The organism is Nocardia sputorum, assembly GCF_027924405.1.
In the GTDB taxonomy this organism is placed as follows: domain Bacteria; phylum Actinomycetota; class Actinomycetes; order Mycobacteriales; family Mycobacteriaceae; genus Nocardia; species Nocardia sputorum.
Map to the genome: position 1 here is coordinate 1810973 of NZ_AP026978.1, position 15092 is coordinate 1826064.

The 15092-nt window shown below is 69.9% G+C and carries 19 protein-coding genes; 12 read left to right on the top strand and 7 right to left on the bottom strand.

Annotated features, from left to right (window positions below):
* Nucleotides 1-4 precede the first annotated feature (4 nt).
* Nucleotides 5-1108 (bottom strand): glycosyltransferase family 9 protein, encoded by a 1104-nt coding sequence (locus tag QMG86_RS08255; protein WP_281878682.1) that lies wholly within the window; start codon nucleotides 1106-1108, stop codon nucleotides 5-7.
* Nucleotides 1109-1307: 199 nt separating this feature from the next.
* Here QMG86_RS08255 and QMG86_RS08260 point away from each other — a divergent pair, with 199 nt between their 5' ends.
* From QMG86_RS08260 to QMG86_RS08275, 4 genes are all read left to right on the top strand, one after another.
* A complete protein-coding gene (locus QMG86_RS08260; protein ID WP_281878683.1) occupies nucleotides 1308-1526 on the top strand; it encodes a hypothetical protein in 219 nt (72 codons plus the stop codon).
* Complete coding sequence (locus QMG86_RS08265) at nucleotides 1526-2527, top strand: PfkB family carbohydrate kinase (RefSeq protein ID WP_281878685.1); 1002 nt, start codon at nucleotides 1526-1528, stop codon at nucleotides 2525-2527. The genes QMG86_RS08260 and QMG86_RS08265 overlap by 1 nt, the downstream gene beginning before the upstream one ends.
* A 568-nt stretch (nucleotides 2528-3095) precedes the next feature.
* Nucleotides 3096-3638, top strand: coding sequence for a PAS and ANTAR domain-containing protein (locus tag QMG86_RS08270; RefSeq protein ID WP_350356372.1), 543 nt, complete (start codon nucleotides 3096-3098; stop codon nucleotides 3636-3638).
* A 688-nt stretch (nucleotides 3639-4326) separates the two neighbouring features.
* The gene (locus tag QMG86_RS08275) at nucleotides 4327-5148 is read left to right on the top strand and encodes an RNA polymerase sigma factor SigF (protein ID WP_281878688.1); all 822 of its coding nucleotides are present in this window, start codon (nucleotides 4327-4329) and stop codon (nucleotides 5146-5148) included.
* A gap of 55 nt (nucleotides 5149-5203) precedes the next feature.
* On the opposite strand, the gene QMG86_RS08280 is transcribed toward QMG86_RS08275, so the two are convergent.
* On the bottom strand, nucleotides 5204-6157 hold the full coding sequence (locus tag QMG86_RS08280; RefSeq protein WP_281878689.1) for a helix-turn-helix transcriptional regulator: 954 nt from the start codon (nucleotides 6155-6157) through the stop codon (nucleotides 5204-5206).
* A gap of 360 nt (nucleotides 6158-6517) precedes the next feature.
* Here QMG86_RS08280 and QMG86_RS08285 point away from each other — a divergent pair, with 360 nt between their 5' ends.
* Nucleotides 6518-6667, top strand: a complete 150-nt coding sequence (locus QMG86_RS08285) for a hypothetical protein (RefSeq protein ID WP_281878690.1) — start codon at nucleotides 6518-6520, stop codon at nucleotides 6665-6667.
* Between the two features lie 55 nt (nucleotides 6668-6722).
* Here QMG86_RS08285 and QMG86_RS08290 read toward each other — a convergent pair whose 3' ends face one another.
* Complete coding sequence (locus tag QMG86_RS08290) at nucleotides 6723-7148, bottom strand: low affinity iron permease family protein (protein ID WP_281878691.1); 426 nt, start codon at nucleotides 7146-7148, stop codon at nucleotides 6723-6725.
* A gap of 132 nt (nucleotides 7149-7280) precedes the next feature.
* Nucleotides 7281-8237: a YihY/virulence factor BrkB family protein gene (locus QMG86_RS08295; protein ID WP_281878692.1), complete on the bottom strand. Its 957-nt coding sequence runs from the start codon at nucleotides 8235-8237 to the stop codon at nucleotides 7281-7283.
* Nucleotides 8238-8428: 191 nt separating this feature from the next.
* On the opposite strand from QMG86_RS08295, the gene QMG86_RS08300 reads away from it, so the two are divergent.
* Nucleotides 8429-8914 carry an FBP domain-containing protein gene (locus QMG86_RS08300; protein ID WP_281878693.1) on the top strand — a complete coding sequence of 162 codons (486 nt, stop codon included), beginning with the start codon at nucleotides 8429-8431 and terminating at the stop codon, nucleotides 8912-8914.
* 214 nt (nucleotides 8915-9128) lie between these two features.
* Here the strand turns inward: QMG86_RS08300 and QMG86_RS08305 are convergent, their stop codons facing one another.
* Together QMG86_RS08305 and QMG86_RS08310 are read right to left on the bottom strand one after the other, a co-directional pair.
* A complete protein-coding gene (locus QMG86_RS08305; protein ID WP_281878694.1) occupies nucleotides 9129-9557 on the bottom strand; it encodes a YbaB/EbfC family nucleoid-associated protein in 429 nt (142 codons plus the stop codon).
* 124 nt (nucleotides 9558-9681) lie between these two features.
* Nucleotides 9682-10083: a DUF4440 domain-containing protein gene (locus QMG86_RS08310; RefSeq protein WP_434085557.1), complete on the bottom strand. Its 402-nt coding sequence runs from the start codon at nucleotides 10081-10083 to the stop codon at nucleotides 9682-9684.
* A 148-nt stretch (nucleotides 10084-10231) separates the two neighbouring features.
* On the opposite strand from QMG86_RS08310, the gene QMG86_RS08315 reads away from it, so the two are divergent.
* Nucleotides 10232-11344: an alcohol dehydrogenase catalytic domain-containing protein gene (locus tag QMG86_RS08315; RefSeq protein WP_281878696.1), complete on the top strand. Its 1113-nt coding sequence runs from the start codon at nucleotides 10232-10234 to the stop codon at nucleotides 11342-11344.
* A 42-nt stretch (nucleotides 11345-11386) separates the two neighbouring features.
* On the opposite strand, the gene QMG86_RS08320 is transcribed toward QMG86_RS08315, so the two are convergent.
* Nucleotides 11387-11821, bottom strand: coding sequence for a MarR family winged helix-turn-helix transcriptional regulator (locus QMG86_RS08320; RefSeq protein WP_281878698.1), 435 nt, complete (start codon nucleotides 11819-11821; stop codon nucleotides 11387-11389).
* Between the two features lie 77 nt (nucleotides 11822-11898).
* Here QMG86_RS08320 and QMG86_RS08325 point away from each other — a divergent pair, with 77 nt between their 5' ends.
* The 5 genes from QMG86_RS08325 (at nucleotide 11899) to QMG86_RS08345 (ending at nucleotide 15084) form a co-directional block, all read left to right on the top strand.
* A complete protein-coding gene (locus QMG86_RS08325) occupies nucleotides 11899-12345 on the top strand; it encodes a hypothetical protein (RefSeq protein WP_281878699.1) in 447 nt (148 codons plus the stop codon).
* Nucleotides 12346-12523: 178 nt separating this feature from the next.
* Nucleotides 12524-13270, top strand: a complete 747-nt coding sequence (gene dapB, locus QMG86_RS08330; protein ID WP_281878700.1) for a 4-hydroxy-tetrahydrodipicolinate reductase — start codon at nucleotides 12524-12526, stop codon at nucleotides 13268-13270.
* A gap of 37 nt (nucleotides 13271-13307) precedes the next feature.
* Entirely contained in the window at nucleotides 13308-13808 is a 501-nt protein-coding gene (locus QMG86_RS08335) for a hypothetical protein (protein ID WP_281878702.1), read from the top strand.
* Nucleotides 13809-13836: 28 nt separating this feature from the next.
* The gene (locus QMG86_RS08340) at nucleotides 13837-14289 is read left to right on the top strand and encodes a flavodoxin family protein (protein WP_281878704.1); all 453 of its coding nucleotides are present in this window, start codon (nucleotides 13837-13839) and stop codon (nucleotides 14287-14289) included.
* Nucleotides 14290-14364: 75 nt separating this feature from the next.
* A complete protein-coding gene (locus QMG86_RS08345; RefSeq protein ID WP_434085560.1) occupies nucleotides 14365-15084 on the top strand; it encodes a response regulator transcription factor in 720 nt (239 codons plus the stop codon).
* Nucleotides 15085-15092 lie beyond the last annotated feature (8 nt).

Below are 15092 nucleotides of genomic sequence, written 5' to 3' on the forward strand. Positions count from 1 at the left end.
TGCGTCAAGTGTGTTCGAGCAGCTCATCGATATCGCGGCAGACGTCATCGGTCCGTACATCGGCGACGAACGAGACGTCGTGCGGGCAGCGGGGAAGTTCCTCGTCGGTGCAGTCGCGGTGGCAAACCGGGCAGGTCGTGGTCCACGACATCAGCACTCGGTCACGGGCGCGACCCAGGGGCCCGGCGTTGATCACGTTGCCGATCCAGAAGATGCCCACGGTCGGGATGCCGAACGCCCTGGCCAGATGCCGCGGACCGCTGTCGTTCCCGACGAAGACGCCGCTGCGGGCCAGAACACCGCACAGCGCGGGCAGCGGCGCGCCGATCAGCGTACGGATCCGGTGGTCGAGCGGGTGTGCGCCGATACGCGAACGGAGGCCATCGACGAGCTCGCGATCGGACTCCGAGCCCAAGAGAACAACCGCGACGCCCCGATCGAGACAGTGCGTGGCGACGTCGGCGAAGCGTTCGGTGGGCCAGCGTCGGCGGGGGTCCCGGGCGCCGGGATGGATGGCCGCGATCGGGCCGCGCAGATCGCGGAGGACGGGGCCGGCGGCGGACCGATCCGCCGGCGTCGGCTCGAGGTGCGCTTCGAGCATCACGGGCGCCGCACCGGCCAGGCCGACGACTTCGAGGGCTCGCAAGGTCTCGTGCTGGTAGTAGCGGAACGGCAGTGTGCGGGTCAGGGCGGGCGCGCCCGCGGCACGCGAACCCACTGTCCAGCGCGGGCGCAGGCTGGTCAGGAACGGGTTCGACCATGCGCCACCGCCGTGTAGCTGCACACCCAGATCGATCGGCCCCAGCTCGGCGCGGACTTCCCCGTCGACATCGCCTTGTTCATCGACGACCACCACACGGTCGATGGGGCCCGCCCGATCGCCGAGCAGTTCGGCGTGTTCGGCCGTACCGAGCAGAACGATCCGAGCGGCGGGATACGTCGCCGCCAGCGCGTGGATCGCGGGGAAGGCGAACAGCAGATCGCCGAGACCGCCGCCGCGCAGCACCGCGATGCGCCGCACCCCGGGGAAGACCTCGCCGAGCGGCCCGAGCGCCGGACGCGACGGGACGAGTCCCGTGCGAGTGATCGCGCCGCCGGCGTGTCCCATGCGACCTCCTGCGTATCCGATGAGCCGGAACGAATGTCGTCGTTCTACCCGGGGTCGGGGCGCACAAACGGTGCGGGCATCGGAGCACGGATGTTTCGGCGCGGTCGAGTGGGGCATGTCAGCACGTGCGGGCTTCGGTGTGCGGCCCGGATCGGTACTGCGCGTGTGATCCAGTCGTCCTCGGCGAACGGAGCCTGCGGTGAAGGTCCCCACGGTATCCGAGCACGCCGGCCCGTCGGCCGACGCCCACGCCGCCGAGGTGCCCGGGGTCATGTCGAAGCCGCCGAACCCGCTGGCGTTGCCGGGCGACGACGCTCTCAGCATCGAGGCCGATACCGTCGCGACGGTGCAGGAGAAGCACCTGGTGCTGGTGCACGGGCTGTGCACGGCGTTGGAAGCCGCGCTGGAGCGGGAGTGATGGCCGCGGGCGGTCCGCTCGTCGTGATCGGGGACGCGCTGCTCGACATCGACGTCGACGGTCGCGCCGACCGATGCAGTGCGGAGGCGGCGGCCCCGGTCGTCGACGTCGCGCACCGGGCGTTCCGACCAGGTGGCGCGGGACTGGCGGCCCGGCTGGCGGCGGCTGGTGACCGGGAAGTCGTCCTGATCGCAGGCTTCGCCGCCGATGAAGCGGGTGCCCGGCTGCGCGGGTTGCTGGACGGACACGTGCGGGTCATCGCGCTGCCCCTTCATGGTTCGACGATCTGCAAGCAGCGAGTGCGCGCGATCGGCCCCTGGGCCCGCTCGAACGGGCACACCCGCGCCAAGGAACCGCGGCGGCCCATTCTGATCACCAGAATCGATTCCGGCACCGGACGAGCAGGCGCCGACCCGCTGCCGGAGGAGGCGCACGCCGTGCTGGCGTCGGCGCAGGCGGTGCTGGTGTCGGACTACGGTCACGGTATCGCGGCTCACCCGCAGATCCGTGCGCTGCTGCGTACCCAGGCCCGCCACGTTCCGGTCGTCTGGGATCCCCACCCGCGCGGACCCGTGCCGATCCCCGGCGCGGCACTGGTCACGCCGAATCGCGCGGAAGCGCTCGCCCTGTTGTCCGGTCGGCTCGACGACGGACCTGACCTGTGGAAACTCGTCAAAGGGTGGGCGGTCGACGCCATCGCGGTGACCCTCGGCCCGGAGGGCGCCCTGGTCTGCCTGCGGGCGTCCGGCAAACGTTTGCGCATCCCGCTTCCGGCCGCGGCCAAGGCGCCCGGCGGCAGTGACGCCTGCGGAGCGGGCGACAGCTTCGCCGTCGCCGCGACAGCCCAGGTGGGCTCGGGTAGCGGACCGGAGCGGGCGGTGCGCCGTGCGGTGCTGGCGGCGGCCGAGTTCGTCGCCTCCGGCGCCGCCGCCGCGTTCACGGAATCGGCACCGGCCATGATTCCGGGAGCGACCACCGCGGAGCCCAGTGCGTGGACGTAATCAGCGCCGGCGCTCGAGCTCGCCTCAGCGAAACCCTCCGTGTCACCGCGTCTCGCGACGGCGAGCGGTGGCGCGGGACGTGAGTCGGACTGTGCCCGAGATGATTCGGAGGGACGGCCGCACCGGTCACGCGCCACGGTCGTCCGCCACGAAACGGTCGCTTGCCAGAAGATCACCGCGCGCGCATGGAAACCGGCCCGCGCTTCGTTTTTCGGATAGCCGCCGAGCCTCGTCACGCCTGGACCCGGCGCGGATGACATACTGGGTCGTAGGTCACCGGCAGTCGCCACTGATGTGCGCGTGCGCCGGCCGTTGAGTCAACAGCGGATTGTCGGCCGAACGCGCCCGCGCCCGCGTGACCCCGCCGAGGGAAGACGGCCCGCGGGTCGCGTTGGGCCGTGCGCCCCTTGTCCCTCGGAGAGGCCTTGCATCCATGATCCACCGTATGCAGCCCTGCACGTCCACCATGACCGCTGCCGATTCGGCACCATCCGAGCAACCTACTGTCGGAAGCTTCCGGTTCTGGTTTGCCACCCGCCGTTGGGAGTGGTCTGCCGAGGTCTACCGCATGCACGGCTACCAGCCCGGTGAGATCGAACCGACCACACAGCTGCTGCTCGCGCACAAGCACCCAGACGACCGCACGCACGTCGCCGAGACCATCACGCGTGCCATTGATCACGGCGAGGCTTTTTCGAGCAGGCACCGGTTCATCGACCTGTCCGGCCAGGAACACACCGTGCTCGTCGTCGCCGATCGGATTCTGGACGACCGAGGCACCGCGGTCGGCACCGCGGGCTTCTACGTCGACCTGTCCGACACCCTGGCCGAGGCGCACCAGGCCATGCTCGCCGCGACTCTGCCCGGGCTGTATGAGAATCGCGCGGTGATCGAGCAGGCCAAGGGAGTGCTCATGCGCGTCTACCAGATCAGTGCCGAGCAAGCGTTCCAGGTCCTGCGCTGGCGATCGCAGGAAACCAACACCAAGTTGCGGGCGCTCGCACAGCAGCTGATCGCGGAACTCCCTCAGGTGCCGCCGCCACCGCCGGACCTGGTCGCCGCGTTCGACCACATCCTGCTGACCGTCCACCACCGCATCCCCAGAAAGTGATCGTGCGGGAGGTCACGGCGTTTCGCTTTTCGGACCGATGCCCCGGGGGACTTCGTCTGTCGCGCTGACACGGCCGGTATCGACTGCCAGGCTCGACTGTGCGGTCTCGTGCCGATACCCGGCCGCCGGAGGTGCGCGTGTTCTGTCAGAACGGCATGGAAGGCATCCCGACCGATGACGGTCTGCTCCTCGTCGCGCACGGTGAGCTGGACGCGGCGACCGCCGACGAGTGCGCCCGAGCGGGTGTCCCGGTCGGAGTGACCGTGCCGGACGACGGACCCGTGCGGCGAATCGTGGATGTGCCGTCAGTGCGGAGCAGCGTGCCGGTGGTCGCGTGCCCAGCGCCCGGGCTGCACGAAGCCGACCATCCGCCGCGTGAGTGCCGGTTCTCCGGCGCTGTCGTCACGGGTTATGTGGCGGGGCGGACCGGCGGCGGTCCGGGAGCACGTCGGGGGATCTCCCCGGACGCTGTGCACCGCCCGCACGTCTCCGGTGGCGCGACGCGGTCTCGGTGGCATTCCGGGCAGGCGGGCGATCCCGAGAACGCACCCGGGCACCGGCGCCCGTCCGAAATACGAACAAGACCGCCCACGAACGCTTGACGCGGCCGTCGGGCGGTATACGGCGATCGTCGCCGCCCTCCCTCGGGCGAGCGCGGCGACCGCTGCAAAGGGGAATGAGGAAGCTCATGTCACTCGCGACCGCCAACCGCAGGACCGCCACGCCGCGCCGGACGCGGCGCGGAACGGACAGCTACGACGGCATCGAACCATTGCTCGAGAAATTGGCCGCGATGGACGAGAACGATCCCGAACGGCCGCGACTGCGGGAAGCGATCATGCGCCGGTGCCTGCCGCTGGCCGAGCACATCGCCCGACGCTTCGTCGGCCGCGGGGAGAACTACGACGATCTGTACCAGATCGCCGCCGTGGGGCTGGTGCTCGCGGTCGACCGCTTCGACCCGGCGCGGGGACCGTCGTTCCTGTCGTTCGCGGTACCCACCATCATGGGCGAGGTACGCCGCCATTTCCGCGACCACAGCTGGGCGGTGCGGGTGCCGCGCCGGATCAAGGAGATCCAGTTGACCATCGGCCCGGCGGTGGAGCGGCTCTCCCAGCGATTGGAACGGATGCCCACCGCGCTGGAGATCGCGGTCGAACTCGACATCGACCTGACCGAGGTCACCCAAGCGTTGCTGGCAGGCAACGCCTACTCCACGAACTCCATCGACGCGGTCATCGAGGACGACGACAGCGGCGGCGCCTCGGTGCGCGTCGCGGAGACGTTCGGCGAGGAGGATCCCTCCTACGACCTGACCGACGAGGCCCTCGCGGTCGCTCCATTGCTCGCCGAGCTGCCCGAGCGGGAGCGGCTCGTGCTGCGCATGCGCTTCTTCGAGGGGCGTACGCAGGCGCAGATCGCCGCCGTGCTGGGCGTCTCCCAGATGCATATCTCCCGCGTCTTGTCGCGGACCCTCACCGACCTTCGGGAGCGTGCCCTGCGCGACTGATCGTCGCTGTCTCGTGCAGCCCTCGGCTGCCCTCGTGAGCTCGAGGCGCGGCGGGCTACGCGATGAGAGTCGTATGGGGAGATCTGCCGTACGCCTCGCGGTACGCGCTGGCGAACCGTCCGGGATGGGCGAAGCCCCACGCCGCGGCGATCGAGGTCACGGTGTGGCCGTCGTCGGACGAGCAGTCGCGCAGCTGTTCGTGCGCGGCGCGCAGGCGAAGCCGCCGCAGATACGCCATGGGTGTGGTGTCGAGATGGCGACGGAACGCCAGTTGCAGTGCGCGGACGGTGACATAGGAGGCCGCGGCGATGTCGGCGACGGTGATGTCCTCGGTGAGGTGCGACTCGAGGTAGGCCAGCGCGCGTCGCACCGTGTCGGGGTGGGCGTCGTTGCGGTCGTGCGCCGTCGGATCGGTGTGCGCGGTGCTCGGGAAAGCATGCAGCACGGTGGCGGCCAGGTACTGGGCGGCCGTGGAGGTGATCAGCGGCTGCTCGCGTACCGTGCGGTCGGCGGCGAGACCGCGCATGTGCTCCAGGACGCCCGAGAGGTGGCGCGCGGCGGCCGGTGACACCGGCCGATGACCCGTCAGCCGGACCGGTTCCAGGTCATGGTCCGGGGCCGAGGCCGCGACTTGGGTCAGCAGCGCGGGATCGAACATCGTGATGCTGTAGCGAGCGTGGTGGACCACCCCGGAATACGGCAGATCCGGCGGAGTGAGCAGCCCGAGTTCACCGGGCTGGAAGAAGTCGGTCGTGCCGTCGGCGTAGTTCTCTTCGATCGTCCCCGCGTCGACCTGGCACAGGCATATCTTGCCCAGCGGCTGGGCGTCGTACCGCATGTCGAAGCTCAGTTCGAGGTCGTCCAGGCTGACCGGACCGAGCATCGTCCGGGTGATGTCCGTCCGGACGGGGACACCGGTGCTGTTGCCGATCCGCATCCTGGTGTAGTTGCGATTGAGGAACCGCTCGGTATCACCCAAACTGTCGCTGTGGAAGGCCAATGACTCCATCGCGGCGACACTCCTGCTCTGTCGGATACGGCATCCCACCCGGCACGTCGTCAAGGTTGTCCGAGCCACGCTGCTCGGCGTACGGACTGGCCACAACCGCTGTCATTCGGCCAGGTAGGTGATGTGCCGGCGATTCGCATCCCGGTCACACCGCAGCGGAGAGTACCCACTGCGCCGGGACCCAATCGCCGAGAACCTTTCCACTCTATCCCCGTGACAAGAGCGGCGAGCAGAGTCGAACAGCGCGTCCCGATCCGCCGGGGGCTCGTTATTGTTTCGTCCTCGCCTCAGCGGCCACCCTGACCACGGGGGCCAGGTCGCCCTCTCATACGAAACCGTCCCCAGAGACGAGGAGGTCCTATGGTTTCGCGGGACACGATCGCGCAGTTGCGCCAGGACATCACCACCGCGGAGGACGCGGGCGACGAAGCGAACGCCGAGCGTTTGCGCCGGGAGCTCGCGGAAGCGGTCCGGGAGGCGGGCAAGAGCGCCGAGCCCGGGCAACCATGACGCATCGGTACACGCGGAGGCCGGCCGCACGCGGCGCCACCGGCCTCCGCGCCGATCATCCGGCGCTCTCCCGATTCTCCAGCCCCACGGCTTCGGTGAGTTCCTGGCGGTGACGCCGCAGTTCCGGGTGTTCGGCGCTCAGCTCGCTCATCAGGTCGGCCAATCCGTCGGCGACGGCGTTGAGCTTCTGCTGGACCGCGGCGTCGGAGCGGCTCTGCGTGTTCTGCAGTAGCGCGACGAGCAGGAACGTGATGATCGTCGTCGCGGTGTTGATGACCAGCTGCCAGGTGTCCACGCTCGGTAGCAAGAAGATCGTCGGCGCCCAGACCAGGACCAGAAGCACACAGAAGACGAAGAATCCCGCCTTGGAGGCCAGTGCGCTGGCCGCTGTCGCGAATCGGTCGAACACCGACAACTTCCCGTTGACATCCGAGGGCATGGTCGCGGGTTCGGGGACGGTGTGTTCAGCGTGCTCAGCCATGGGAGTCCTCTCCGAATACCGATCCAGACGGGCTTCGGGTTACCGCTCCCGGTCCCGCTCAAACGCTATGGATGGTCGGCGGGAGGCTGCGCCACCGGCGCGATCGCGGTGCGAATCCGTTGCGGCCGTTGATCATTCGTCGGGATCGTCGCGCGGCGGCAGATAGGGTTCGGCATCTTCCGGATGGCCGTGGGCGATGTTGCGCGCTCGAGCCAGCTCGGCGTCCAGTTCCGCGCCCAACAGGACCGCGATGTTCGAGATCCACAGCCAGACGAGGAAGACGACGACGCCACCCAGGGAACCGTAGACCCGGTTGTAGGAGCCGAAGTGACCGACATAGAAGGCGAATCCCCAGGACGCGCCTGCCCAGAGCACCACGGCCAGCGCGCTGCCCGGGGTCAGCCACCGGAATCCCGGCTGTCGCACGTTGGGCGCCGCCCAATACAGCAGGGCGAAGACGAGGCTGATCAGCGCCATCATCACCGGCCACTTGACGATGCCCCACACCGTGATCGTCGCCTGCCCGAGCCCGAGCCAGCGGCCGACCTGGTCGGCGAGCGAACCGCTGACGACCACGCCGACCGTGCAGACGCCCAGCAGGACCACCACCGCGGCGGTCAGGGCCACCCGCACCGGCACGGTCTTCCAGATCGGCCGTCCCTCCTGGATGTCGTAGATCGCGTTGGTCGCGCGCATGAACGCCCCGATGTACGCGGACGCGGTCCACAGCGCCGACGCCAACCCGACCAACGCCAGCGGTCCGGCCGGGGTCTGCGCCTCCTCGATGCCGTTCACCGCGTCCACGAGCAGATCTGTCCCGCCGCCCGGCCCGATCTCGCGAAGGGTGTCCACCAGCGCCCGGGTGTCGTCGCGTCCCAGCATGCCCAGTCCGGCGGTCAACACGATCAAGCCCGGAAACAGCGACAGCACGCTGTAATACGTCAATGCCGCGGCCCAGTCGGTGAGATTGTCGCGCTGGAACTCGCCGACCGATCGGGTGACCACACCCCACCACGACCGTCCCGGCAGATCGGCCGGGCTGCGCAGCCGGCGTCGCGCCGCGAACCTCTTCTGCAAGTTTTGCGCCACACTCACACCTCCCGCTGGCGGCGAATACCCGCCGTGCCGGTCCCGAAACCCACTCCACGCCAGGAGCATTCGGTGCCGACGAGCGGGCCGCGCGCAGTGCTGAGAGCACGGGAAATTCCGTTGTTCCCGGCACGGCGGGACCGTAACGTCGCTTCGGTTTGTACACCGATCGACCGAAGGAGATCTCCCTCATGGAACCTGTCACCGAACGCGACATCAGGTCGTCGTTCGTCAACTGTTCGAAAGGAGACGCCAAGCGGCTACCCGTGCCCAGGGACCTGGACGAGCGGCCCTGGGCGGATCTGGACTTCCTCGGCTGGAGCGATCCGTCCTTGCCGGGACGCGGCTATCTGGTCGTCCCGCAGGACGACCGCCTGGTCGGCGTCGCGTTGCGGTACGCCACCGGCGGCACCGGCCGGGCGCAGATGTGCACGATCTGCCTGACCACCCACACCGGCGGCGGAGTCTCGCTGATGACCGCGCACAAAGCCGGCGAGTCCGGGCGCCGGGGCAACTCGGTCGGCACCTACATGTGCACCGACCTCGCCTGCTCGCTGTACGCGCGGAACAAGAAGCGGCCGGCGCTCGGAAGCCGGTACCGCGAGGATCTCACGCCCGAAGAGAAGGTCGAGCGGGTGCGCGAGAATCTTTCGGCGTTCCTCGCGAAGCTGTACTGACCCCCTCGTCCATCCTTCCGGCAGCCGAGGGCTGCCCACCCGAACGGAGGTAGCTGCCATGTGCCGACACTCGAGAACCACCCACCTCGTCCACTCCGAAACATCCAGCATCGCAGGAGAATTCGGGGTGTACGTGCCTCCTCGCCGGTCGAGTCGGTCCGGATCGCCCCGGGCCGTCCCGTCCGGCGAGGAGGCACGGCTCATGCCGAGCGCGCTAGCCGGCCGAGTCGTCCGTCGGCTCCCACACCGCACGCAGGCTGGGTGCGCCCGGGACGAGATCGGGCAGGTCGGGCACCGCTTCGGCGTCGGCGACGAGCGGGGCGATGATCGCCGCGTGCTGGTCGCGGGCCAGCCGCGCCGCCTGCCTGCCCGCTTCGGTCACCGCGCGGCCCAGCTGTTCCGGTGTGCCGCGCAAGGCGGCCGACGCGAATCGCACGTCGACGAGGACGCCCGCCGCGTCCACGGTCACCGCCACCAGCTTGTCCGCCGACTCGGCGGTGCACCGCACCGCGGCCAGCTCGTCGCGCACCTGCGCCAGGTGGGTGCGCTGCTCGGCGAGCGCGTCCAGGATGTAGTCCACCTGATTGCGGATTCCGCTGTTGGCGGAGCGCAGACCGTCGCGTTCCCACCGATCCACCGGCACCGACCTCCTCGAGTCCACGTCATCCCCCGGTGCGTCGCCGTGTGGCAGCGTCCGAGAACAAGGCAGGAATTGTCCGGCAGACCTGGCGCCGGCGCCGCGTGCGCGTTTCCCATGCTGGGAATGGTCAGGCCGGTGCCGTATCGGTTTCGTGCACCGTCAGCCAGCGAACCGCGCCTGGATCCTCGGTCGTCAGCACGGCCGTGACCCGACGACGAGTGACGTTTCCCGCGGCCCGGTGCGTCTCCAGGAATCGCACTACCGCGATATCGCCGGACCTGGAGAGTTCTTCGATTTCGGACACCTCGATGGTCAAGCCGGGCACGGCGTTTCGCGCACCACGGACGCCCGCGAGCAAGGAGCTGCGCCCGAGCACTTCGCCGTCGGTCGTCACCATGCTGAACCGCTCGTGTTGCGCCGCCGCGAACCGCTCGAACACCTCGACCGGCGCCTCCGACCCGAGCCACGTCCCCAGGTCGGCGTGCAAGCGCTCGACCGCATCGACCACATTCACACCCACGCGCGGCATCGTACGCAGGCCCACGCGCGGCGTGGCGTGACCGCTGCACACCGCGGCGTGACGCGGACCGATGGCGGCCGTTGCGAACAGTGCGATAGCCAGACCGGTGCGGCCACTGCGGTGGGTGCGGACGCCCCTGGGCGGTAGCGTCGGCGGAATGAAGATTCGTGGAGCGGTCCTGGAGCGGATCGCGGCGCCGGCGCCGTTCGCCGAGTCGGCGCCGATCACCGTGTGCGATCTGGAGCTGCGCGAGCCGGGGCCCGGTGAGCTGCTGGTCCGGATCGAGGCGGCGGGCCTGTGCCACTCGGACCTGTCCGTGGTGGACGGCAACCGGGTCCGCCCGGTGCCCATGCTGCTGGGCCACGAGGCGGCGGGGAGGGTGGAGGCGCTCGGCCCCGGCGACGGCGATATCGCGGTCGGGCAGCGCGTGGTCATGACCTTCCTGCCGCGGTGCGGCGAGTGCGCGGGGTGCGCGACCGACGGGCGCACCCCGTGCGTGCCCGGCAGTGCCGCCAACAACGCCGGTGAGTTGCTCAACGGTGGGCGGCGGCTGTTCCGTGACGGCGCCGAGGTGCACCACCACTTGGGCGTCTCCGCTTTCGCCACGCACGCGGTGGTGGACCGCAGGTCGGTGGTGCCGGTCGACGACGACGTGCCGCCCGAGGTGGCCGCGGTGCTCGGCTGCGCGGTGCTGACCGGCGGCGGCGCCCTGCTCAATTCGGCGCGTCCGGGCACCGGGGACCGGATCATGGTCGTCGGCCTGGGCGGTGTGGGTATGGCGGCAGTGCTGGTGGCGGTGTCGCTCGCCGCCGAGGGGCACGAGGTGATCGCGGTCGACACCGTGGCGGACAAACTCGCTCTCGCCCGGGAGCTAGGCGCGCACGCCGCCTACACCCCGGCCGAGGTCGCCGAGCTCGGGGTGCAAGCCGAGGTGGTGGTCGAGGCGGCGGGCAACGTCCGCGCGTTCGAGACCGCCGTCGCCGCGACCGCGCCCGGGGGCACGACCGTCACCGTCGGACTGCCCGCGCCCGATGCCCGGGCGGCTATCTCGCCGCTGGCCTTGGTCGCGCAGGGACGTTCGATCGTCGGCAGCTACCTCGGCTCCGCGGTGCCGTCCCGGGACATTCCCGAGTACGTCCGCATGTGGCGGTCGGGACGGCTGCCGGTGGAGCGGCTCGTCTCGGCGCATGTGGGGCTCGACGAGATCAACCGTGCCATGGACGAACTCGCCGCAGGCCACGCCTTGCGCCAGGTCATCGTCTTCGACTGACCCCGGCCGCCGAATCCTCGGTTCGCCGGCGCGTCACGTCGCTCATCCGGTGGGGCGGTCCAGCCCGTCGACGAAACGGGCGAGGAGACGGGCGAACTCGGCGCGCTCGGCGGGAGTCCAGTCCGCCATCGCCTCGGCCATGGCGGCGCGCCTGCCCGCCCTGGCCTCGGCCACCGCCCGATGTCCCGCTGCGGTCAGGCGTAGGACCGAACGCCGTCCGTCGCGCTGATCGGCGACCCGTTCCAGCAGGCCGGAGGACACCGCCTGGGCCACCAGGCGACTGGCCCTCGGCTGATCGACGCCGAGGGCGGGAGCGAGCGCGCCGACCGTGTCGGCCGCGCCGTCGGCCACGGCGTCGAGCGCGCGGAACACGGCGACGGGAATAGCGCCGTCGCTCAGCGCACCCCGCGTCTGCCTGCGCCGGATCCGGACCATCGCCGCTTCCACGGCGACGGTGATCGCGTCGTGCTCGTCCATTCGTTCACTCTGTCATGCCCGAAATTCATATGTAAGAATGCATGTACTTGTTCATAGACATATTCAGGAGAGTGGTTATGGCCATCCGTCGCGGCATCGGATATTGGCTCGTGGAGCTCGATCGATTGATCAACGAGCGCTTCGACGAAGATCTCGCCTCGGGCGGGTTCAATCGCAGGCGCTGGCAGGTGACGCACTCGCTGGCCGACGGACCGCAGCGCGCCGACGACATCCGTGACGCGCTCGACACCTTCTGGACCGACGACTCCGAATGGCCCACCGAACTGGTCGGACTCCTCGCCGACGGGCTGGTCGCCGACGACGCGGGCATGCTGTCGCTGACCGACGAGGGCCGAGTCGCCCACGACGAGGCCTTCGTCCGGATCGGCGAACGCAGAAGGCAATTGGCGGAGGGCATCACCGACGAGCAATTCGCCGAGACCGTGCGGATACTCCGACGGATGGTCGCCAACCTCGGTGGCGCTACGAGTCCGGAGGCCGGTGAACCACAGCCGGCGCGATAGGCACCTTCGCTCATCGTCGTGCCGCCCTCGGGCTGCCCGCGGGTTCGAGGACGGGTGGCGCACGGCCTGCGTTCGAACGCGTCGATCCTGTGGTTGCCTCCTCTTCGCCGGGCACGATCGGGCGGCGGGATCGCGGCCCATTAGGCTGATCCCGACCGAAGCGGAACGAGGAGGTGCGGTGACCATTCGGGTCGGAGTGCTCGGAGCGCGTGGCAAAGTCGGACAGGCGATCTGCGCGGCGGTGACCGCGGCAGGCGATCTGGAACTGGTCGCCGCCGTCGACAAGGATGATTCGCTCGAGTCGTTCACCGCGGCGAATACGCAGGTGGTCGTCGATTTCACGCACCCGGACGTGGTGATGGGGAATCTCCGGTTCCTGGTGGAGCACGGCATTCACGCGGTGGTGGGCACCACCGGGTTCGACGAGGCCCGGCTGACGGAGGTGCGCGGCTGGTTGGCCGAGCGTCCCGAGGTCGGCGTGCTGATCGCGCCGAACTTCGCCATCGGCGCGGTGCTGTCCATGCGATTCGCCGAGCAGGCCGCCCGATTCTTCGAGTCGGTGGAGGTCATCGAGTTGCACCACCCGAACAAGGCCGACGCGCCGTCCGGCACCGCCTACCGCACCGCGGGACTGATCGCCGCCGCCCGGGACAAAGCGGGCCTCGACCGCAGTCCCGACGCGACGACGACCGAACTGGAGGGTGCCCGCGGCGCCGACGTGGACGGGGTGCGGGTGCACTCGGTGCGCCTGGCCGGTTTGGTCGCCCACCAGGAGGTGCTGTTCGGCACGCAGGGCGAGACGCTCACCATCCGGCACGACTCGATCGATCGCTCCTCGTTCGCCCCCGGGGTGCTGCTCGGAGTGCGGGAGATCGCGAACCGGCCCGGTCTCACCGTCGGGCTCGACCCGTTCCTGGATCTGTGATCGAGCGTCGGCAGCCGCGCCGCGATGGAGCGCGACCGTGAGCGGCTCGGAGCGGGACGATCACAAGGGCGGCGGAGAAGTCGTCAAGGTGGTCGCGTTCATCGCGGCCCTGATCCTGGTGCTCGGCTTCTATTTCCTGCTGCTGGGCCGGATCGCGCTCGGCCTGATCGGTTCCGGCGAGGTGGCGGCGATCGTGATCGGCGTCGGCGTCCTCATCCTGCCGCTGCTGGGCGTCTGGATCGTCGTGGCCACCGTGCGCGCGGCCCTGGCGCATCAGCACCTGGCGCGGCGGATCCACGACGAGGGCCTCGAGCTCGACACCTCCGCATTACCGCGGCTGCCGTCCGGCCGTATCCAGCGCGCGGCCGCTGACGAGTTGTTCGCGACGGTCAAGGCCGAGTGGGAGGCCGATCCGGACAACTGGCGCGTCTCCTACCGCCTCGCGCGCGCCTACGACTACGCGGGTGACCGCATCCGAGCCCGCGAGACCATGCGCCGCGCGGTCGCGCTGGAACGGCACGAGCGCGACACCGCCTGACGGCCACGCGGGCCGATACCATCGCAGGGTGGCCCGGTTGCTGATCATCCATCACACGCCGTCCCCGCATATGCAGGCGATGTTCGAGGCCGTCGTCTCCGGGGCCACCGACCCCGAGATCGAAGGCGTGGAAGTCGTGCGCCGCGCCGCACTGGCCGTCACCGCCCCCGACGTTCTGGCCGCCGACGGATACCTGCTGGGGAGCCCGGCGAACCTGGGTTACATGAGCGGTGCGCTCAAGCACGCGTTCGACACGATCTACTACCCGTGTCTGGACTCCACACGCGGTCGGCCGTACGGCCTGTACCTGCACGGCAACGAAGGCACCGAGGGCGCCGAGCGCGGCGTGGTGCGCATCACCACCGGGCTCGGCTGGGACCAGGCCGCCGCCGCGGTCGTGATCTCCGGGTCGCCCGGCAAGGACGACCTGCAGCGATGCTGGGAACTCGGGGCCACGCTCGCGGCCGGGCTCATGACCTGAGCCCCCCGAATTCTGGTGTCTGACCCTCGCGCACCATTGCCCGGCATACTGTCTGCGGTTGTTGTCGCGGTGGGGATGTGGACGAGTAGCTCGGGATGGGAGAGCCAGGTGACCTGGGCCGAAGGGAACGAGAACGCCCCGCGCCGAATCGGACTGGTCGAGGACCACGAATCGGTCGCGATCGGTCTCGCCGCGATGCTGGCGCCGGAGCCGGATCTCGATCTGGTGCTGACCGCGGGCACCGTGCCGGAACTGCTGGCCGCGGCCGACGGCGCGCCGCCGCTGGATCTGGTGGTGCTGGATCTGCGGCTGGCCGACGGATCCTCACCCGAGGACAACGTGCGCGCCCTGCGTGGCCGCGGCATGGAGGTACTGGTCTTCACGGGCGCGGACAACGCCTTCCTGGTGCGCGCCGCCGCGCGTGCGGGTGTCTTGGGTGTGGTGCGCAAATCCGAGGACGTGCCGACCGTCGTCGCCGCCGTGCGCCGCGCGGCCAGCGGCGAGCAGGTCGTCACCACCGACTGGGCGGCCGCCATCGACGGTGATCCGCAACTGTCCGACGTGGGCCTGAGCCCGCGTCAGGAGGAAGTGCTGACGCTCTACGCGTCCGGGGAGAAAGCATCCCGGGTCGCGCGGTTGACAGGTCTGTCCGAGCAGACGGTCAACGATTATCTCGGCCGGATCCGCCAGAAGTACGCCGACGCCGGCCGTCCGGCGCCGACCAAGACCGACCTGTACAAGCGGGCGGTGGAAGACGGCTGGCTGCCGGTCCCCGAGCGGCAGCCGCGCGGATGATCGCGTCC